Raw genomic sequence first — 16,244 nt, 5'->3', positions numbered from 1 at the left:
AGCGGTCATGTTTTCGTTTTTAAAAGCCCCAGTCAGCGCGCCGCTCATCACCGATAAGCGTGAAGTGGATGCCCTCTACCGCTACTGGCGGCGGCATATTCTGACCACTATCTGGCTCGGCTACGCGCTGTTCTATTTCACACGCAAGAGCTTCAACGCCGCCGTACCGGATATCCTCACCAGCGGCGTGCTGACCCGTAGCGACATTGGTCTGCTGGCGACGCTGTTTTACATCACCTACGGCCTGTCGAAGTTTGTTTCCGGTATCGTCAGTGACCGTTCCAACGCCCGTTATTTTATGGGGTTTGGGCTTATCGCCACCGGCGTGGTGAACATTCTGTTTGGCTTCTCCACCTCGCTCTGGGCTTTTGCGGTGCTCTGGGCGCTGAACGCCTTTTTCCAGGGCTGGGGGTCGCCGGTCTGCGCGCGTTTATTGACTGCGTGGTATTCGCGTACCGAACGCGGCGGCTGGTGGGCGCTGTGGAATACTGCGCACAATGTTGGCGGGGCGCTGATCCCTATCGTGATGGCGGCGACGGCGCTGCACTACGGCTGGCGTGCCGGGATGATGATCGCTGGGCTGTTGGCGATTGTGGTGGGGATTTTTCTCTGCTGGCGGCTGCGCGACAGGCCGCAGGCGATTGGTCTGCCGCCGATTGGCGACTGGCGCCATGATGAGCTGGAAATCGCCCAGCAGCAGGAAGGAGCAGGGCTGAGCCGTAAAGAGATCCTCACCCGCTATGTATTGCTGAATCCCTATATCTGGTTGCTGTCGCTGTGTTACGTGCTGGTGTACGTCGTCCGCGCCGCCATCAACGACTGGGGCAATCTGTATATGTCGGAGACGCTCGGCGTGGATCTGGTGACCGCCAATACCGCCGTGACCATGTTCGAATTGGGCGGATTTATCGGCGCGCTGGTCGCAGGCTGGGGCTCGGACAAACTGTTTAACGGCAACCGCGGTCCAATGAACCTGATTTTTGCTGCCGGAATTTTGCTCTCCGTGGGCTCGTTGTGGCTGATGCCGTTCGCCAGTTACGTGATGCAGGCGGCGTGCTTCTTCACCACCGGATTCTTCGTCTTCGGCCCGCAAATGCTGATCGGCATGGCGGCGGCGGAGTGCTCGCACAAAGAGGCAGCGGGCGCGGCAACCGGATTTGTCGGGCTGTTTGCCTATCTGGGGGCATCGCTTTCCGGCTGGCCGCTGGCGAAGGTGATGGAGGTCTGGCACTGGACCGGATTCTTTGTGGTGATCGCCATTGCGGCGGGGATTTCCGCGCTGCTGCTGCTGCCGTTTTTGAACGCCCAGGCTCCACGCGAACTCAACGAAGCGTGATGCACCTCACCTTTTTGCCCCGAGTAGGGTAAAACTAAGAAATTTTCCCGGTTTCACCTGGACGCTGTCTCAGGCGCGTCTCCCGGCTGATTTTTACAATGCCTGCCATTCGCAGGTATAAAAATTAGCTCGGGAGTGTCAAATGCTGGCCTTTCTAAACCAGGTACGCAAGCCGACCCTGGATCTGCCGCTCGATGTGCGGCGCAAAATGTGGTTCAAACCGTTCATGCAGTCCTATCTGGTGGTCTTTATTGGCTACCTGACCATGTATCTGATCCGCAAAAACTTCAACATCGCGCAGAATGACATGATCTCCACCTACGGGCTGAGCATGACGCAGCTGGGGATGATTGGCCTGGGCTTCTCCATCACCTACGGCGTGGGTAAAACGCTGGTTTCCTACTACGCCGACGGCAAAAATACCAAGCAGTTCCTGCCGTTTATGCTGATCCTCTCCGCCATCTGTATGCTCGGCTTCAGCGCCAGCATGGGGGCGGGTTCAACCAGCCTGTTCCTGATGATCGCCTTCTACGCGCTGAGCGGTTTTTTCCAGAGTACCGGTGGCTCGTGTAGCTATTCCACCATCACCAAATGGACGCCGCGTCGCAAGCGGGGTTCTTACCTCGGCATGTGGAATATCTCGCATAACCTCGGTGGTGCGGGTGCGGCTGGCGTGGCGCTGTTTGGCGCCAACTATCTGTTCGACGGTCACGTCATTGGTATGTTTATCTTCCCGTCAATTATCGCCCTGATTGTCGGCTTTATCGGCCTGCGCTACGGCAGCGACTCCCCGGAGTCTTATGGCCTCGGTAAAGCTGAAGAGCTGTTCGGCGAGGAGATAAGCGAAGAGGACAAAGAGACTGAAGAAAATGAGATGACCAAATGGCAGATCTTTGTTGAGTACGTGCTGAAAAACAAAGTGATCTGGCTGCTGTGCTTCTCCAATATTTTCCTGTACGTGGTGCGCATCGGTATCGACCAGTGGTCCACTGTCTACGCTTTCCAGGAGCTGAAGCTCTCCAAAGAGGTGGCGATTCAGGGCTTTACCCTGTTTGAAGTGGGTGCGTTGGTCGGCACGTTACTGTGGGGTTGGCTCTCTGACCTGGCTAACGGTCGTCGTGCGCTGGTAGCCTGCGTGGCGCTGGCGTTGATTATCGCGACCCTGGGCGTTTATCAGCACGCCAGCAACCAGTATGTCTATCTGGCTTCGCTGTTTGCGCTGGGCTTCCTGGTGTTTGGTCCTCAGCTGTTAATCGGCGTTGCAGCTGTCGGATTCGTACCGAAAAAAGCGATCGGCGCAGCCGACGGGATTAAAGGCACCTTCGCATATCTGATTGGTGACAGCTTCGCCAAGCTGGGTCTGGGGATGATTGCCGACGGCACGCCGATTTTCGGTCTGACCGGCTGGGCGGGAACGTTCGCCGCGCTGGATACCGCCGCCATCGGTTGTATCTGCCTGATGGCCATCGTGGCCGTGTTTGAAGAACGTAAAATTCGCCGCGAGAAAAAAATTCAACAATTGAAAGTCGCTTAAGTTAAGTGTGCATTGGTAACTTTTGCCCGCCTGAATGGCGGGCTTTTTTATGCCGCGGATCCATCCTGAATCGCGTTGATACGTTCAGTCGTCGACAGAGAGGAATTTGCCGTTATGATGGGCATCCTGTCTGGTAATGGATGTGCGCATGATTTGGATAATGCTGGCCACATTGGTCGTTGTTTTTGTAGTGGGTTTTCGGGTGTTGACGTCCGGATCTCGACGGGCAATTCGCCGTCTGAGCGAGCGACTGAATATTGATGTTGTGCCGGTAGAGTCGATGATCGATCAGATGGGAAAAGTACAGGGTGAGGCTTTTTTACAGTACCTCCACCGCCCAGATGAATCGCATCTGCAAAATGCTGCCCAGGTGTTGTTGATCTGGCAAATCGTTATTGTCGACGGCAGTGAGTCGAATCTGCTGCAATGGTACCGTTGGCTGCAAAAAGCCCGATTGGCCACGCCGATTACTGACGCACAGGTGCGTCTGGCGCTCGGTTTTCTGCGCGAGATAGAGCCGGATATGCAGGAGTTTAATGCGTTTCAGATGCGCTATAACGCCTTTTTCCAGCCCGAAGATGGCGTGCACTGGCTGCACTGACAGTCATGCCTGTTGGCGTTACGTGACTCAGGCCGACAAAGGGATCCTGCCGCTGGTCGAATAAGACACGTCGACATTCAGCGGTAAAGTTGCCAAAACGTTAAATGCGTCACAAATTTAGTGTTACACTGCGTAACTTTTCTGCAATAACCCCACGCAGGTAACAAAATGAGTGAAGCTGTTGAACAAAAATCCCGCGCTGAGGCAAATGCCCGACCGAACTGGTCGGCGGTATTCGCTGTGGCGTTCTGCGTTGCCTGCCTGATAACCGTTGAGTTTCTGCCCGTTAGCCTGTTAACGCCGATGGCGCAGGATCTGGGGATTTCTGAAGGTGTTGCCGGACAATCGGTGACTGTGACGGCATTTGTTGCCATGTTCGCCAGCCTGTTTGTGACGCAAATTATCCAGGCGACCGATCGTCGCTACGTGGTGATCGTGTTTTCGGTGCTGCTGACGCTCTCCTGCCTGCTGGTTTCCTTTGCCAACTCTTTTTCACTGCTGCTCATTGGCCGCGCCTGCCTCGGTCTGGCGCTTGGCGGATTCTGGGCGATGTCAGCGTCGCTGACCATGCGTCTGGTGCCCGCCCGTACGGTACCGAAAGCGCTGTCGGTGATTTTTGGCGCGGTCTCTGTCGCGCTGGTGATTGCCGCGCCGCTGGGGAGTTTTTTGGGCGGCATTATCGGCTGGCGCAACGTGTTTAATGCGGCGGCGGTAATGGGCGTGCTGTGCACGATTTGGGTGGTGAGAGCGCTGCCGTCGTTGCCAGGTGAACCTTCGCATCAGAAACAAAATATGTTCAGCCTGCTGCAGCGCCCGGGGGTGATGGCCGGGATGATTGCCATCTTTATGTCCTTTGCCGGACAGTTCGCCTTCTTTACCTATATTCGCCCGATCTATATGAATCTGGCAGGCTTTGAAGTTGATGGCCTGACGTTGGTACTGCTGAGTTTTGGTATCGCCAGCTTTGTCGGGACGTCGCTCTCGTCGGTGGTTCTGAAGCGCTCGGTCAAACTGGCCTTAGCCGGTGCGCCGCTGGTGCTGGCGCTTAGCGCGCTGGTCCTGATCCTGTGGGGTAGCGACAAAGTTGTGGCGGCAGGTATTGCGATTATCTGGGGCCTGGCGTTTGCGTTGGTTCCGGTCGGCTGGTCGACGTGGATCACCCGATCGCTTGCCGATCAGGCAGAAAAAGCCGGATCCGTCCAGGTTGCCGTGATCCAGCTTGCCAATACCTGCGGGGCAGCGGTGGGAGGCTATGCGCTCGATAACCTCGGACTGCTTTCGCCCCTGATGCTTTCCGGCAGCCTGATGCTGCTGACGGCGCTTCTGGTCACGATGAAGGTCAGAATACAGTGAGATTGTTGCCTGATGGCGCGCAGCTTTCAGGCAACACCGTTATCTGACGGCTGACTCAATCAAAACCATTGTTTTCGGCGGTATGGGCAAACCATTCGCCGCTTTTCTTCACCGTACGTTTTTGCGTATCTAAATCTAACTGGACAAAACCGTAGCGGTTTTTATATCCGTTGAGCCAGGACCAGTTATCAATAAAGGTCCACATATGGTAGCCAAGACAATTACACCCTTCGCTAATGCCTTTATGTAGCCATTTAAGATGCGCGGAAACAAATTCAATACGGTAGCTGTCGTTGATTTGGTCCTGCTGAATAAAACGTTGCTCATTTTCGACTCCCATGCCGTTTTCAGAAATAAAACAGCGTGGGTTGCCGTAGTTATCACGCAGATTAGTAATAATATCGTAAATACCTGGCTCGTAAATTTCCCAGCCACGGTAAGGGTTCATTTTACGCCCCGGCATTTCGTAATAATCAAACAGCCACTCCGGCATAAACGGCGCGTCAGGATTGACGGCAGTATCACGACATTTCACGCGGCGCGGCTGATAATAATTAATACCGAGCAGGTCGATTTTGCCATCGGCGATGAGCTGACTGTCGCCTGGCTGACATGCTGGGAGTTGATCGTACTCTTTTAGCAGCTCTATCAGATCCGCCGGATATTCACCTTTTAGCACCGGGTCAAGGAAGCTGCGGTTAAACAGCAGATCCGCATGGTGCGCAGCTTTTACATCCGCTGGGTGTTGTGAGCGCGGATAAGAGGGCGTTAAATTCAGGATCACACCGATTTCACCGTCATAACTTCCGGCGTGGTACGCGCGTACCGCCGTGGAATGCGCCAGTATGGTGTGATACGCCACGGTGGCCGCGCGTTTGAAATCCACCACATTAGGGTAATGGAAGTCATACAGATAGCCGCCTTCTACTGGGACAATCGGTTCGTTAAAGGTGAACCAGTGCTTCACCCGATTGCCGAACAAGGTAAAACAGGTTTGTGCGTAGCGACCAAACGCCTCAACCACATCACGGTTTTCCCAGCCACCTTTCTCCTGCATCACCATCGGCATATCGAAGTGGAACAGGGTGATAAATGGCGTAATGCCTTGCGCCAGCAGCTCATCGATGACGTTGTTATAGAAATCAACTGCCTGCGGGTTGACGTCGCCAGTACCGTCCGGGATCAGTCGTGACCAACTGATTGAAGTGCGGAAGCTGTTGTGCTTCAGCTGTTTGAGCAGTGCGATGTCCTGTTTCCAGTGCTGATAAAAGGCCGAGGTGTTCGCCGGGCCAACCCCCTGATGGAAACGCCCTGGCTGGCGGTCGAACCACACGTCCCATGTCGTCTGGCTTTTGCCGCCGTTCAGACTATCCCCTTCGGTTTGCAGCGCCGAGCAGGCACTGCCCCACCAAAAGTTTTCGGGAAAACGGTATCGCATTATCTTGCTCCTTGATGTGTTTCATTTCCCTACACAATAGGCGATTTTGCAAAACAGAAACCGGTTACAGCACTCGTTTTTCAATGTGATAGTTACAAATCCGGGCATTCAACTTTGCCCAGCGCTTCCCAGTAGTTGTTCTGATTGTTTCTTTGTATTGCCAGAATGGCTTCGCGGATGTGTTGCTGATTACGGGTATCAGCCATAATCGTTTTTTCCCACACCTCATCCGATGGCGACCCCTGCGGGGTACAAATCTTGCGTAAATCCTTCAATACGGTGTTTTTTTCATGAACGGACTGTAGAGAGCCATAAGCCGAATCGGCCTGCGCCAAACCCGGCAGCATGAAAAGAATGGCAATAAGCGGAAAAACGGCTTGTTTCATGATAATAATCCTTGTTGTCGATGCGCATCATCTCAAGAGTAAGTGTAGACGGCATGCGCCTCACTCATCAGCCTGTGTTAATTTCTAAAAAGAAAATCAGCCAGAAGTTTTAGTTTTTCAGGAGGATAGGATGCAAATACAGATTACAGATACCATTACTGAAGACGATCAAAATGCTCTGCTTGTTGGATTGCGCGCTTACAATCGCCAGTTCCTGAGGACCACCAATTTTGGCGACCTGGCGGTGTACTGGCGCGATGAGCACAATGAAATACTGGGCGGGCTGATCGGTAAAATCAAAGGCGAATGGCTGTGCATTGATTTCCTGTGGATGCATGACTCGCTGCGTAAAGGCGGTTACGGCACAAAGTTGATGCAGGCCGCTGAACAGACGGCGCGTGAGAGAGGATGCCTGCATGCGCTGGTGGACACGATGAGTTTCCAGGCGCTGCCGTTTTATCAGAAAAACGGCTATCAGTTGCAAATGACCCTCGATAACTTTCCAGAAACCGGTTCCGCGCGCCATTATTTGTCGAAAACGTTTTGATGACCGGAAGGACTGCAAAAGGGATGACCTAACGGCACATTCCGACTCATTTTCCTTTTCGCATTATGCTTTTTTCTTCTTGCTGATGCTTTTTCGTTTTTTAAACCGCAGCGGCCTTCCCGCTATAGTCATTTCATTACTCATCAGGCGGTTATTGCAAAAGGAAAAAACGTGAAACTGAAGATACCTTATTTTGGGGCTGGGACGGTGTTATTACTGGCGGGATTATTGCTGGCAGGATGCGATCAGCAGAACAATGATGCAAAGCATATTAAAGTGGGCGTGATTAACGGCGCGGAGCAGGATGTGGCGGAAGTCGCGAAGAAAGTCGCTAAAGAAAAATATGGCCTGGAGGTGGAATTGGTGGGGTTTAGCGGTTCTCTGCTGCCCAACGATGCCACTAATCATGGTGAGCTGGATGCCAACGTCTTCCAGCATCGTCCGTTCCTTGAACAAGATAATAAAGCGCACGGCTATAAGCTGGTAGCGGTGGGCAATACCTTTGTGTTCCCGATGGCGGGTTATTCGAAGAAAATCAAAACTGTTGCTGAACTAAAAGACGGTGCGACGATTGCGATACCTAACGATCCGACCAACCTTGGGCGGGCGCTGTTGCTGCTACAAAAAGAGAAGTTAATCACTCTGAAAGCGGATACCGGCCTGCTGCCAACGGCGCTGGATATTACGGATAATCCGCGACATCTGAAAATTATGGAACTGGAAGGGGCGCAGCTACCGCGTGTGCTGGACGATCAAAAAGTGGATGTGGCGATTATCAGTACCACCTACATCAAGCAAACCGGGCTTTCTCCGGTACATGACAGCGTATTTATCGAAGACAAAAATTCACCGTACGTGAACATTCTCGTGGCGCGAGAAGACAATAAAGATGCCGAGAATGTGAAAGAATTCCTGCAATCTTATCAGTCACCGGAAGTGGCGAAGGCCGCTGAAACTATCTTTAACGGCGGCGCAGTTCCGGGCTGGTAATCGTCACCCGTTGCCGCGCCGGTTGGGGTTAAACCGCTCTGGCGCGGCGACGTGAGTCCATTGAGATAAGCACGACCGATGAGAGGATCAAAAGCGTACCCAGCCAGTCTGGCAGGGTAAAGGTGATGCCTAACAGCAGCAGGGATAGCAACGCACTGCTCAACGGTTCCGCGCAGCTTAAAATGCTCGCTTTCGGTCCGCCAATCATCTGCGCGCCTTTCAGGTACAGGCTAAACGTGAGTGACGTGCCGATGACCACCAGATAGAAAAACGCCAGAATCAAACTGCCATTCACCACGAAATGAGTTCCCTGCCCGGCATAGAACGGCAGTAAGATCATTCCACCGATTAACATACTCCAGCCGACAACCGGCAACGTGCCGTAGCGCGCGATGAGCGTTGAGGGGTAAGTGGTATAGAACGCGGCAGCAAACGCCGAGGCTATTCCCCAAAACAGCGCGGCAGCTGAGATAGATAACGACGTCGGATTACCGTGGGTGACCAGTAAGAAGGTACCGATGAGCGAGGTGAAGATCGCCGTCAGCACTAAAACCCCCGGCCGCGCTTTGCGCACCACGGAGAACCACGCCACGATAATGGTCGGTGACAAAAATTGCAGCACCGTCGCGGTGGCGGCGTTGGATTTTTCGATGGTCAGCAGGAAGGTTAGCTGTACGGTGAGTGCCCCGACCACGGAAAAAATCAGCAGGCTGATGGCGTCCTTGCGGTTTTTGATAATGGAGAACACGTTGTCGCCATGAACGAAAGAGAGCATCAGCAGAATGAGCCCCGCGAAAATCAGGCGCGTCATGGTCAGAAACTGCGACGACATCTGGCTTTGTTCCATGATGTACTGCGCGCAAACGCCTGAACTTCCCCATAATACGGCGGCAATCAGGACGTTCATCATCCCTCTTCTGGTGGAACTCATCTATCCCTCTGCATGTTGTTTTGTTTTATTTGTGTGCAGGCATCATAGCAGAGATAGCAAAGCGAGTGAGACATGACGGGCACAGCCCCCCACACCGCAGGGGGCTTCGGCAGTCATCTTACGGCGCAATCGGCGTCAGATAATCCAGTCGTAGCGGTTCGGCCAGCAGCTCGTTCATTTGCAGAATAAACGTCTGGAAATGGGGCAGGGCGATATGCTCGTCCAGACCGGCCTGACCGCGCCAGGATTCACGAACGTAGAAGACATCCGGTGTGTCGCGCAACTGGAACAGGGCATACTCAATATTGCCCGGCTCCTGGTGCGTGGGCAGCAGCAGAGCCTGCAGCGCCTGTTTCAGTGCGTCGATTTTCCCCGGTCTGGCTTTCAGTACCGCAATAATTGAAATCACCTCTGAATCAGACATGTTAAAACCCCTCCAGCACAATCTTGCCGACTGAACGACCGGTTTCAATTTGCGCGTGCGCTTTTTGCAGATTCGCCGCGTTGATTGCGCCAAAATGCTCGCCCAGCGTGGTGCGAATGGTGTTGTCATCGATCAACTGTGCCACGCGGGTTAATAGCTGATGCTGCGCAATGATGTCGTGGGTGGTAAACATCGAACGGGTAAACATAAATTCCCAGTGCAGCGAAATGCTTTTGGCTTTCAGTGGACGTGCATCGAGGGTTTGCGGATCGTCAATCAGCGCCAGTTTGCCCTGCGGCGCCAGGGCGGCAATAATTTGCGGGTAGTGCTGCTCGGTATTGTTCAGGCTGGCAACGTGCGTCACCTCTTTAATGCCTATCCGAGCCAGCTCTTCCATCAGCGGCTTGCTGTGGTCAATCACATGATGAGCGCCTGCTTCACGTACCCATTTCTGGCTCTGTGGACGTGAAGCGGTACCGATGACAGTCATTTTGGTCAGCTTACTGGCCAGTTGCGTCAGGATAGAACCGACACCGCCAGCAGCGCCAACAATCAATAACACATCATTTTCATTGCCATTTTCCTCAACGCCCAGGCGGTCGAACAGCATTTCCCAGGCGGTGATGGCGGTCAGCGGCAGTGCCGCAGCAGAAGCGTTGTCCAGAGATTGCGGCTTCAGCGCGGTAATACGTTCATCAACCAGCTGAAATTCACTGTTACTGCCAGCGCGACCCAGCGCACCGGCGTACCAGACTTCATCGCCAGGAGCGAACAGAGTGACTGCTTCACCCACGGACTTCACTACGCCAACGGCGTCCCAACCCAGCACGCGGGGCACATCAGCGTTAAAACCTTCGCGGACCTTGGTGTCAACGGGATTGACGGAAATGGCCTTTACTTCAACCAGCAGATCGTGCCCGGAGGCGACGGGCATGGGCAGGTCAATCTCTTGTAAAAATTCAATGTTACTGCCGTCGGTTGCGGCGCGGGTAATAGCGATGGCTTTCATAATCTCTCCGGTTCATAAACCTTCTATCTGTTGAATAATTCGATGGTAAACCGGTAGCAGAACGGGAAAAATAGCCCTTCGGCGACAGGACTTATACTCGGGGAGTGAAAATGTTCCGGCTTGAAGATCTCACGTTGTTTGTCCGCGCCGCGGCGCTAAATAGTTTTAGCGATGCCGCACGCGAAGTCGGCGTTCAGCCTGCTCAGGTCAGTTCTGCTATTAAGCGCCTGGAGTCTACGCTGGCTATCCGCTTGTTCGCCCGCTCCACGCGCAGTCTGCGCCTGACGCCGGAAGGTGAGGTCTGGCTACCCTATGCCCGCCAGATGCTGGACGTGATGCATGCCGGACTGCAAAAAATTCAGACCCCGGAAGATGAAGTTTCAGGCACGCTGCAAATCGCCGTACCTTCCGATCTCGGTCGGAACCTACTGCTGCCGGTCTTTCAGTCGTTTCGACGCCGCTATCCCGCGCTGCGCCTGCGGATTTTTTTCTCCGACCAGGTGACGGATGTCTTTAAAGACCCCGTCGATGTAGCGTTTCGCTATGGCAACACCGAAGACGCATCTTACATTGCGCTGCCTGTCGCATCGGGTAACCGACGCGTGCTGGTGGCATCACCGGAATGGGTTGTGCAAAACGGCGCGCCGCAAACTCCGGATGATTTAACACAGCTCAACGCCATGACCTTCGTTTTACGCGGACGCCTGCACGATCGCTGGACGTTTACGCATAACGGCGAGGTTAGCAGTGTGCAGGTTAACGGCACCATTATGAGCGACGATGCTGAAGTAATCCGACGGCTGGCGATTGCCGGAGAAGGCATCGCGTACAAGTCGTGGCTGGATGTCAGCGAGGATGTGCGTGATGGACGATTGCAGCTACTGATGCCTGATTACCTGGGCGAGAAAGCCCCGCTGAATATGATTTGCCCACATCGTAAGCAGCTTTCAACGGCTGTCCGTCTGCTGCATGACGCCGTGAAGGCGCGGTGTGACACGTTGGGCATTTCCCCGTGAGGTGTTCAATCTCAGGAATATTATTCGATAGCCATACGCATAAATAATAGCTAATCTCTGTTGCTGGCATTAATCTGATCGGAACGCCGATCAGTTAGTGATAATTGTTTCAATGAGTATAGTTTCTTCGATAAATATTATTTCTTAAACTAATGCAGTGTTTATAATATTTATGTTAAGGATTTTGTGGTCGATGATTTAATGACTTGTATATTTATTAAAAGGTATTTGACGAGATACCTTCTGCTACGATATAAAACATAATAGCCCCGATACATACCTATTTCTTTGCCTGATTGTTAAACGCATTGATGCTTTTTGTTATTACGTTATTTATTGGGGTAGGAGAGGGCCATTGAAGTCAAAGACTATAAATGATGCATTGTATTATATAGAAGATAATTTTGTTTCAGGCATTGGTATTGATGACATTTCACAGTTTTCCGGATACAGCCGCAGGCATATACAGAATATTTTAAAACAGCGAATAAATATGCCTGTGGGGCTTTATATTCGTAGGCGACGGATAACCAAAGCAGCAAGCTTGTTACGCCTTACTCATATGGATATTATCGATATTTCAGTGCGGGTGGGATTCGATTCTCAGCAATCTTTCTGCCGTGAATTTAAAAAACTAACCGGTTATACCCCCACAGAATACCGTAAAAATCCCAGTTGGGACCTTTCGCCGTTAATGTCGTTTGTACTGCGCAGTGATATTGTTGTCGGCGAATTGCAACTACGTACCTTACCTGCTGATACCGTGCATGGATTTCAGTACAACTATGACACACCAATCCCGCCTGCCAGTGACTCGCATCTGCATCGATTAAATCTAATATTTGAGCAACTTACTAGTTCAAAACAAAATGTGTGGGCATTAACTGATTTCTCGTCTAATCCAAACTCAATGATGCGGTTGAAAGTTAAAAGCATCATTGGTAATAAAAGTCATCATTCGCCCAATGCCTATAATCGTTATGAGTGTCCTTCGGGAACGTATGCCTGTTTTTCATTCAGATTCAAGAAAGAGGACTATCCACTCTATTCAAGATATATTTATTTTAAGATGTTGCCGGAGAGTAAATTAAAAAGAAAGGCAGGCTATGATATTGAAATATTCCATTATAACCAAGAGGATCTTAAAAATAAAATAATCACCTGTGAACATTACATTCCGATAGATGTGTAATGTAAAAAAGCTCCACTTGCGTGGAGCAAAGACCTCGCAGTACGCCTAAATTAGGATTAATTATTGGTACTCAGCATTGAAATACAAAACTGAACGTACAATGCCGGGACTGACATTGTTAGCTGTTTGATAATACTGAGCATAAAACGGGATGGAATGATTACCTTTATCTTGAGGCGCTAAATTGATATATGAAGGTGTATTGAATTTAACAGGCTGTTGTTGTTGATCTAACACCTGAATGCCGATGCCAGCAGCGCCTTTGGGGTGGATATTCTTTAGTACACCGATAATACTGCGGTGACCATTCTCTGTGTCGCTCCAGCTTAGAATAACCCGGGAAGGCGTCGTAAAATCACTTTTACAGAGAAGGTCGATAGTAAATGGTTTTCTTCCCGCAGTGCTTCCATAGCCTCTGAATTGCTCAAGTGCTATATCGGGCAGTTTGACGTTGATCGAGCGGTTGCCTTTGATTGCGCATGAACGGTTGAGCATCGTGATATATTTTGCCGGCACAATGATATCCACCACGGGCAACGATTGAGCCTCACTTCTGATTTGCAGGTTGATGGAACCCGCAGCGGCTCCTGCCGCAAGCTGATCATCCAGTTTGATCAGCTCAATCTTTATTTTGCTGTTCCTGAATTCATCTGCCGTCGCTCTGAAAGTTGATGGCCACTGGATCGTTTGTCCGGTTGAGGTTTCCAGGGTGACTTTAATGCCAATTCCACTCACATTGCTGCGTATAATACCGGGTTGTTTCATTGCGGACCGATCGCCAATAATCTGTGCGGAAAAAGGCTGGTTGTTAGTACAGCCTGACGCCTGAATATTCTGTAGCGAAAGCGTGCGCGTCTGAATAACTCCCCCTGACTGGATTGATTGCTTATCGTTAACGATTTCCGGCGACAAAATAAACTTTTGTGTGGTCAGGGTACATGCAGCACTGGCTGTCTGATGAATGCCCAAGGCACAGCCCAGAATTAAAGCGGTACGTATTACCGACATGTGGCCTCCTGGTTTTTTAACACGATCGTGCATTTCCCTGTTTCCAGTGAAACGAACACTTCTGGTGAGGTGGTTTCATCAATATAAAGCGCACCGCCTTGTCCGACGTAGCCGACATGATTATTGGCATTGTCGCGGATGATGGCACCGAATGGCATTCTCTGCTGACCCTGCAGGCGGGGATAAATAATGTTCTGTTTTCTGAGCGTCGTTTCAAAGGTGACTGGAATGACATTACCTTCGTAAGGCGCAACCTTGGCCTGAGTTTTGGTAAAGTTCAGACCTTCAGTTGAACCTTTTGGATCGATAGTAACGTCATTCACGCGCCACGGACGAAGCCAGGGCAGAATGGCGTAGCCATTTTTATCGAAGCGGGTTCCAGGTACGCCTTCAAGATGAGCGCCATGCGCATCAGGCGCATAGACCAGCGCGACGGTATCTGAGCGCTCTGGCGAGAAGGTTATTCCCCCCGCGTGCCCAACCAGCATGCCACTCATTCCACCGCTTACCTGGTGCCATGAGTTACTCTGACTCCACGTCCCGTTCAGCGAGGTATAAGGCGTACGCACCATGCCGTTTGCTCCCCATTCCACACTACCGCCGCGGAGATAGCCGGTATTGGCTCCCCAAACGATATTGTTTTCCTCATCAGTCGAGGTCGTGAAGCCGAGGCGTGTATTGCTGGCTTTGCCGTTATTGCTGTAGCTATCAGAGGAGATCTGCGTAAAACCGGCGTTATCCCGGGGCAGGAAATAGCTGAATGAGAGCATGATTTGGTCATCTTTGGTGACCGAACCCTGTTGATCCTCATTCCAGAAACGCTGGGCGGATATACTCCAGGTCAGGTTGCCCCAGGCATTGGTGTATCCCACGGCATACTGGCGATAATTATCCTGCTGATCCCAGAACTTCTTAAGAGAGCCGGATAAATAGAATGAGCCCCAGGTATCGGATAACGGCTGATTAATACTGGCGCTAAACGACTGCTTCTCGCGTGACGAGAAATATTGGCTGACGAATGCCTGTGCATCCAGGGCATCCAGGGCATCCAGGGCATCGCGTTGACCGTAAAAGTGATGTGAACTGTATTTTGCTTCCAGCCAGAGCGCGGTTGCCGACCAGGGTAGGGTGCTATTCCATGTCAGACGATACTGTTGTCCTTGTTGACGATTGTCCTCAAGCTTCAGGCGCGATTGGGTGATATCAAGGGCGAATGCGCCGAGTTGGGTGTTCAGACCGCTACCTATGAGGGCTGACTGATAGCGCTCGAATCCAGAGGCCCCGGTATACAACGTTAAATAGTTGTTCAGGCCATACTGCCAGTAGGCCTGGGCTAAAAACGGATCTTCATCATAATTATCTTCATCGACGGTGCCGAGAGTGATGCCATAGCGCGAAATGCCGGGTTTTAGTAGCTGTGGTACCGAAGAGTATGGAACGGTAAAGCGGCGGATACGCCCGTCTGATTCCTGAATCGTGACCAGCAACTCGCCGCCAGTATTCGCGGGCAACACGGAATCAATCGAGAATGGCCCAGCCGGAACCGAGGACTGATGAATGGTTTGACCATCCTGGGTAACGGTAATACGGGCGTTGGTCTCAGCTACGCCGCGAATAATCGGCGCCCAGTTCAGCGTGCTATCCGGGCGCATTAAATCCTCAGAAGCCAATCCCACTCCGAGAATAGCCATACTGTCGAACATCTGGCTGTCAGTATAGAACTTGCCAGCGCTTAACATGGATTTCCAACGAGTGATGGGCCGTTTTAGCGTCGTGCGATTATTGGCGTAATGGCTACCTATTTTACTGTCCCAATTTTGGCTACCAAAATGTTCAATTAGCCACCCTCCAGCAGAGCTTCGGATATCCATTCCCACCCAGGCGCTGTCCGTACTTGAACGATCGTTACCACGTTGCTGGGTGCTGTAATAATCGGCGTTATAGCTGAAATTAATCGCCGGCGCCCCTGGTTGCCAGAGTTCAGGTTGGACATAATTGTTTTCGATATTATCAACATAAGCCTGCGGGATGGTGATGCGCAGCTCAAGCTGGCTGGTGTTGAGTCTCTCCGTTGCTTTCCCGCTGGTGTCCCAATCGGCAATGCTGCCGCAGCGTGAAGGGTGAGCTGCCAGCGTTTGATTCATTTTTTCTGGGTTAATGCCCACGCCTTTGAGAAATGCTTCTGAATAACAGCTAACTAAATCGCCGTGATTATCTTTTTTGAATAAGAGTTCACGACGTCCACGCCAGTTATCATTAATATAAATATCTACGATATATGTCCCGGGCAATAAGCCTGCGGCATTAAAGGACTGCAAATCGTTAAGTGAAGCATTGCCCATTAAGATGGCGTTATCGAACTCGTAGCGAGTGCTGTCTTCTGCGTGAGCTCCAACGGAAAATAATGAACCATGAAAAATAATGAAACAGGGTATGGTGAGGATCCTTTTACATAAACCCATTACTAATTCCTTTTATC

General features: G+C 51.6%; 15 protein-coding genes. 8 read left to right on the top strand and 7 right to left on the bottom strand.

Going from position 1 to position 16,244, the window contains the following annotated elements; all coding sequences use genetic code 11:
- The first annotated feature begins 7 nt into the window (after window positions 1-7).
- The 4 genes from WC7_RS02435 (at window position 8) to nepI (ending at window position 4,824) form a co-directional block, all read left to right on the top strand.
- Entirely contained in the window at window positions 8-1,336 is a 1,329-nt protein-coding gene (locus WC7_RS02435) for an MFS transporter (protein ID WP_016155042.1), read from the top strand.
- 142 nt (window positions 1,337-1,478) lie between these two features.
- Window positions 1,479-2,870, top strand: a complete 1,392-nt coding sequence (uhpT, locus tag WC7_RS02440; protein ID WP_003023929.1) for a hexose-6-phosphate:phosphate antiporter — start codon at window positions 1,479-1,481, stop codon at window positions 2,868-2,870.
- A 148-nt stretch (window positions 2,871-3,018) separates the two neighbouring features.
- Window positions 3,019-3,471, top strand: coding sequence for a DUF1198 family protein (locus WC7_RS02445; protein WP_016155041.1), 453 nt, complete (start codon window positions 3,019-3,021; stop codon window positions 3,469-3,471).
- Between the two features lie 168 nt (window positions 3,472-3,639).
- Entirely contained in the window at window positions 3,640-4,824 is a 1,185-nt protein-coding gene (gene nepI / locus WC7_RS02450) for a purine ribonucleoside efflux pump NepI (RefSeq protein WP_016155040.1), read from the top strand.
- 55 nt (window positions 4,825-4,879) lie between these two features.
- Here nepI and WC7_RS02455 read toward each other — a convergent pair whose 3' ends face one another.
- Together WC7_RS02455 and WC7_RS02460 are read right to left on the bottom strand one after the other, a co-directional pair.
- A complete protein-coding gene (locus tag WC7_RS02455; protein ID WP_016155039.1) occupies window positions 4,880-6,262 on the bottom strand; it encodes a glycoside hydrolase family 1 protein in 1,383 nt (460 codons plus the stop codon).
- A gap of 92 nt (window positions 6,263-6,354) precedes the next feature.
- Window positions 6,355-6,648, bottom strand: a complete 294-nt coding sequence (locus tag WC7_RS02460; protein WP_016155038.1) for a YicS family protein — start codon at window positions 6,646-6,648, stop codon at window positions 6,355-6,357.
- 130 nt (window positions 6,649-6,778) lie between these two features.
- On the opposite strand from WC7_RS02460, the gene WC7_RS02465 reads away from it, so the two are divergent.
- Window positions 6,779-7,195: a GNAT family N-acetyltransferase gene (locus WC7_RS02465; protein WP_016155037.1), complete on the top strand. Its 417-nt coding sequence runs from the start codon at window positions 6,779-6,781 to the stop codon at window positions 7,193-7,195.
- A 171-nt stretch (window positions 7,196-7,366) separates the two neighbouring features.
- Complete coding sequence (nlpA, locus tag WC7_RS02470) at window positions 7,367-8,185, top strand: lipoprotein NlpA (protein ID WP_016155036.1); 819 nt, start codon at window positions 7,367-7,369, stop codon at window positions 8,183-8,185.
- 28 nt (window positions 8,186-8,213) lie between these two features.
- Here the strand turns inward: nlpA and WC7_RS02475 are convergent, their stop codons facing one another.
- From WC7_RS02475 to WC7_RS02485, 3 genes are all read right to left on the bottom strand, one after another.
- Window positions 8,214-9,116, bottom strand: coding sequence for a carboxylate/amino acid/amine transporter (locus WC7_RS02475; protein WP_016155035.1), 903 nt, complete (start codon window positions 9,114-9,116; stop codon window positions 8,214-8,216).
- A 118-nt stretch (window positions 9,117-9,234) separates the two neighbouring features.
- Window positions 9,235-9,540, bottom strand: coding sequence for a putative quinol monooxygenase (locus WC7_RS02480; RefSeq protein ID WP_016155034.1), 306 nt, complete (start codon window positions 9,538-9,540; stop codon window positions 9,235-9,237).
- Between the two features lies 1 nt (window position 9,541).
- Window positions 9,542-10,549, bottom strand: a complete 1,008-nt coding sequence (locus WC7_RS02485) for a zinc-binding alcohol dehydrogenase family protein (RefSeq protein ID WP_016155033.1) — start codon at window positions 10,547-10,549, stop codon at window positions 9,542-9,544.
- A 110-nt stretch (window positions 10,550-10,659) separates the two neighbouring features.
- Between WC7_RS02485 and WC7_RS02490 the strand changes: the two genes are divergently transcribed.
- Together WC7_RS02490 and WC7_RS02495 are read left to right on the top strand one after the other, a co-directional pair.
- Window positions 10,660-11,565, top strand: coding sequence for a LysR family transcriptional regulator (locus WC7_RS02490; RefSeq protein ID WP_016155032.1), 906 nt, complete (start codon window positions 10,660-10,662; stop codon window positions 11,563-11,565).
- A 355-nt stretch (window positions 11,566-11,920) separates the two neighbouring features.
- Window positions 11,921-12,757: a helix-turn-helix domain-containing protein gene (locus tag WC7_RS02495; protein ID WP_016155031.1), complete on the top strand. Its 837-nt coding sequence runs from the start codon at window positions 11,921-11,923 to the stop codon at window positions 12,755-12,757.
- A gap of 60 nt (window positions 12,758-12,817) precedes the next feature.
- On the opposite strand, the gene WC7_RS02500 is transcribed toward WC7_RS02495, so the two are convergent.
- Both WC7_RS02500 and WC7_RS02505 read right to left on the bottom strand, forming a co-directional pair.
- Window positions 12,818-13,765 (bottom strand): fimbrial protein, encoded by a 948-nt coding sequence (locus WC7_RS02500; RefSeq protein ID WP_016155030.1) that lies wholly within the window; start codon window positions 13,763-13,765, stop codon window positions 12,818-12,820.
- The gene (locus WC7_RS02505) at window positions 13,756-16,227 is read right to left on the bottom strand and encodes a fimbria/pilus outer membrane usher protein (RefSeq protein WP_016155029.1); all 2,472 of its coding nucleotides are present in this window, start codon (window positions 16,225-16,227) and stop codon (window positions 13,756-13,758) included. The genes WC7_RS02500 and WC7_RS02505 overlap by 10 nt, the downstream gene beginning before the upstream one ends.
- Between the last annotated feature and the right edge of the window lie 17 nt (window positions 16,228-16,244).

This window comes from Citrobacter sp. KTE151, assembly GCF_000398845.1.
Lineage (GTDB): Bacteria > Pseudomonadota > Gammaproteobacteria > Enterobacterales > Enterobacteriaceae > Citrobacter > Citrobacter braakii.
Note: the sequence above shows the minus strand (reverse complement) of the source record. Positions and strands in the feature narration are given on the sequence as shown.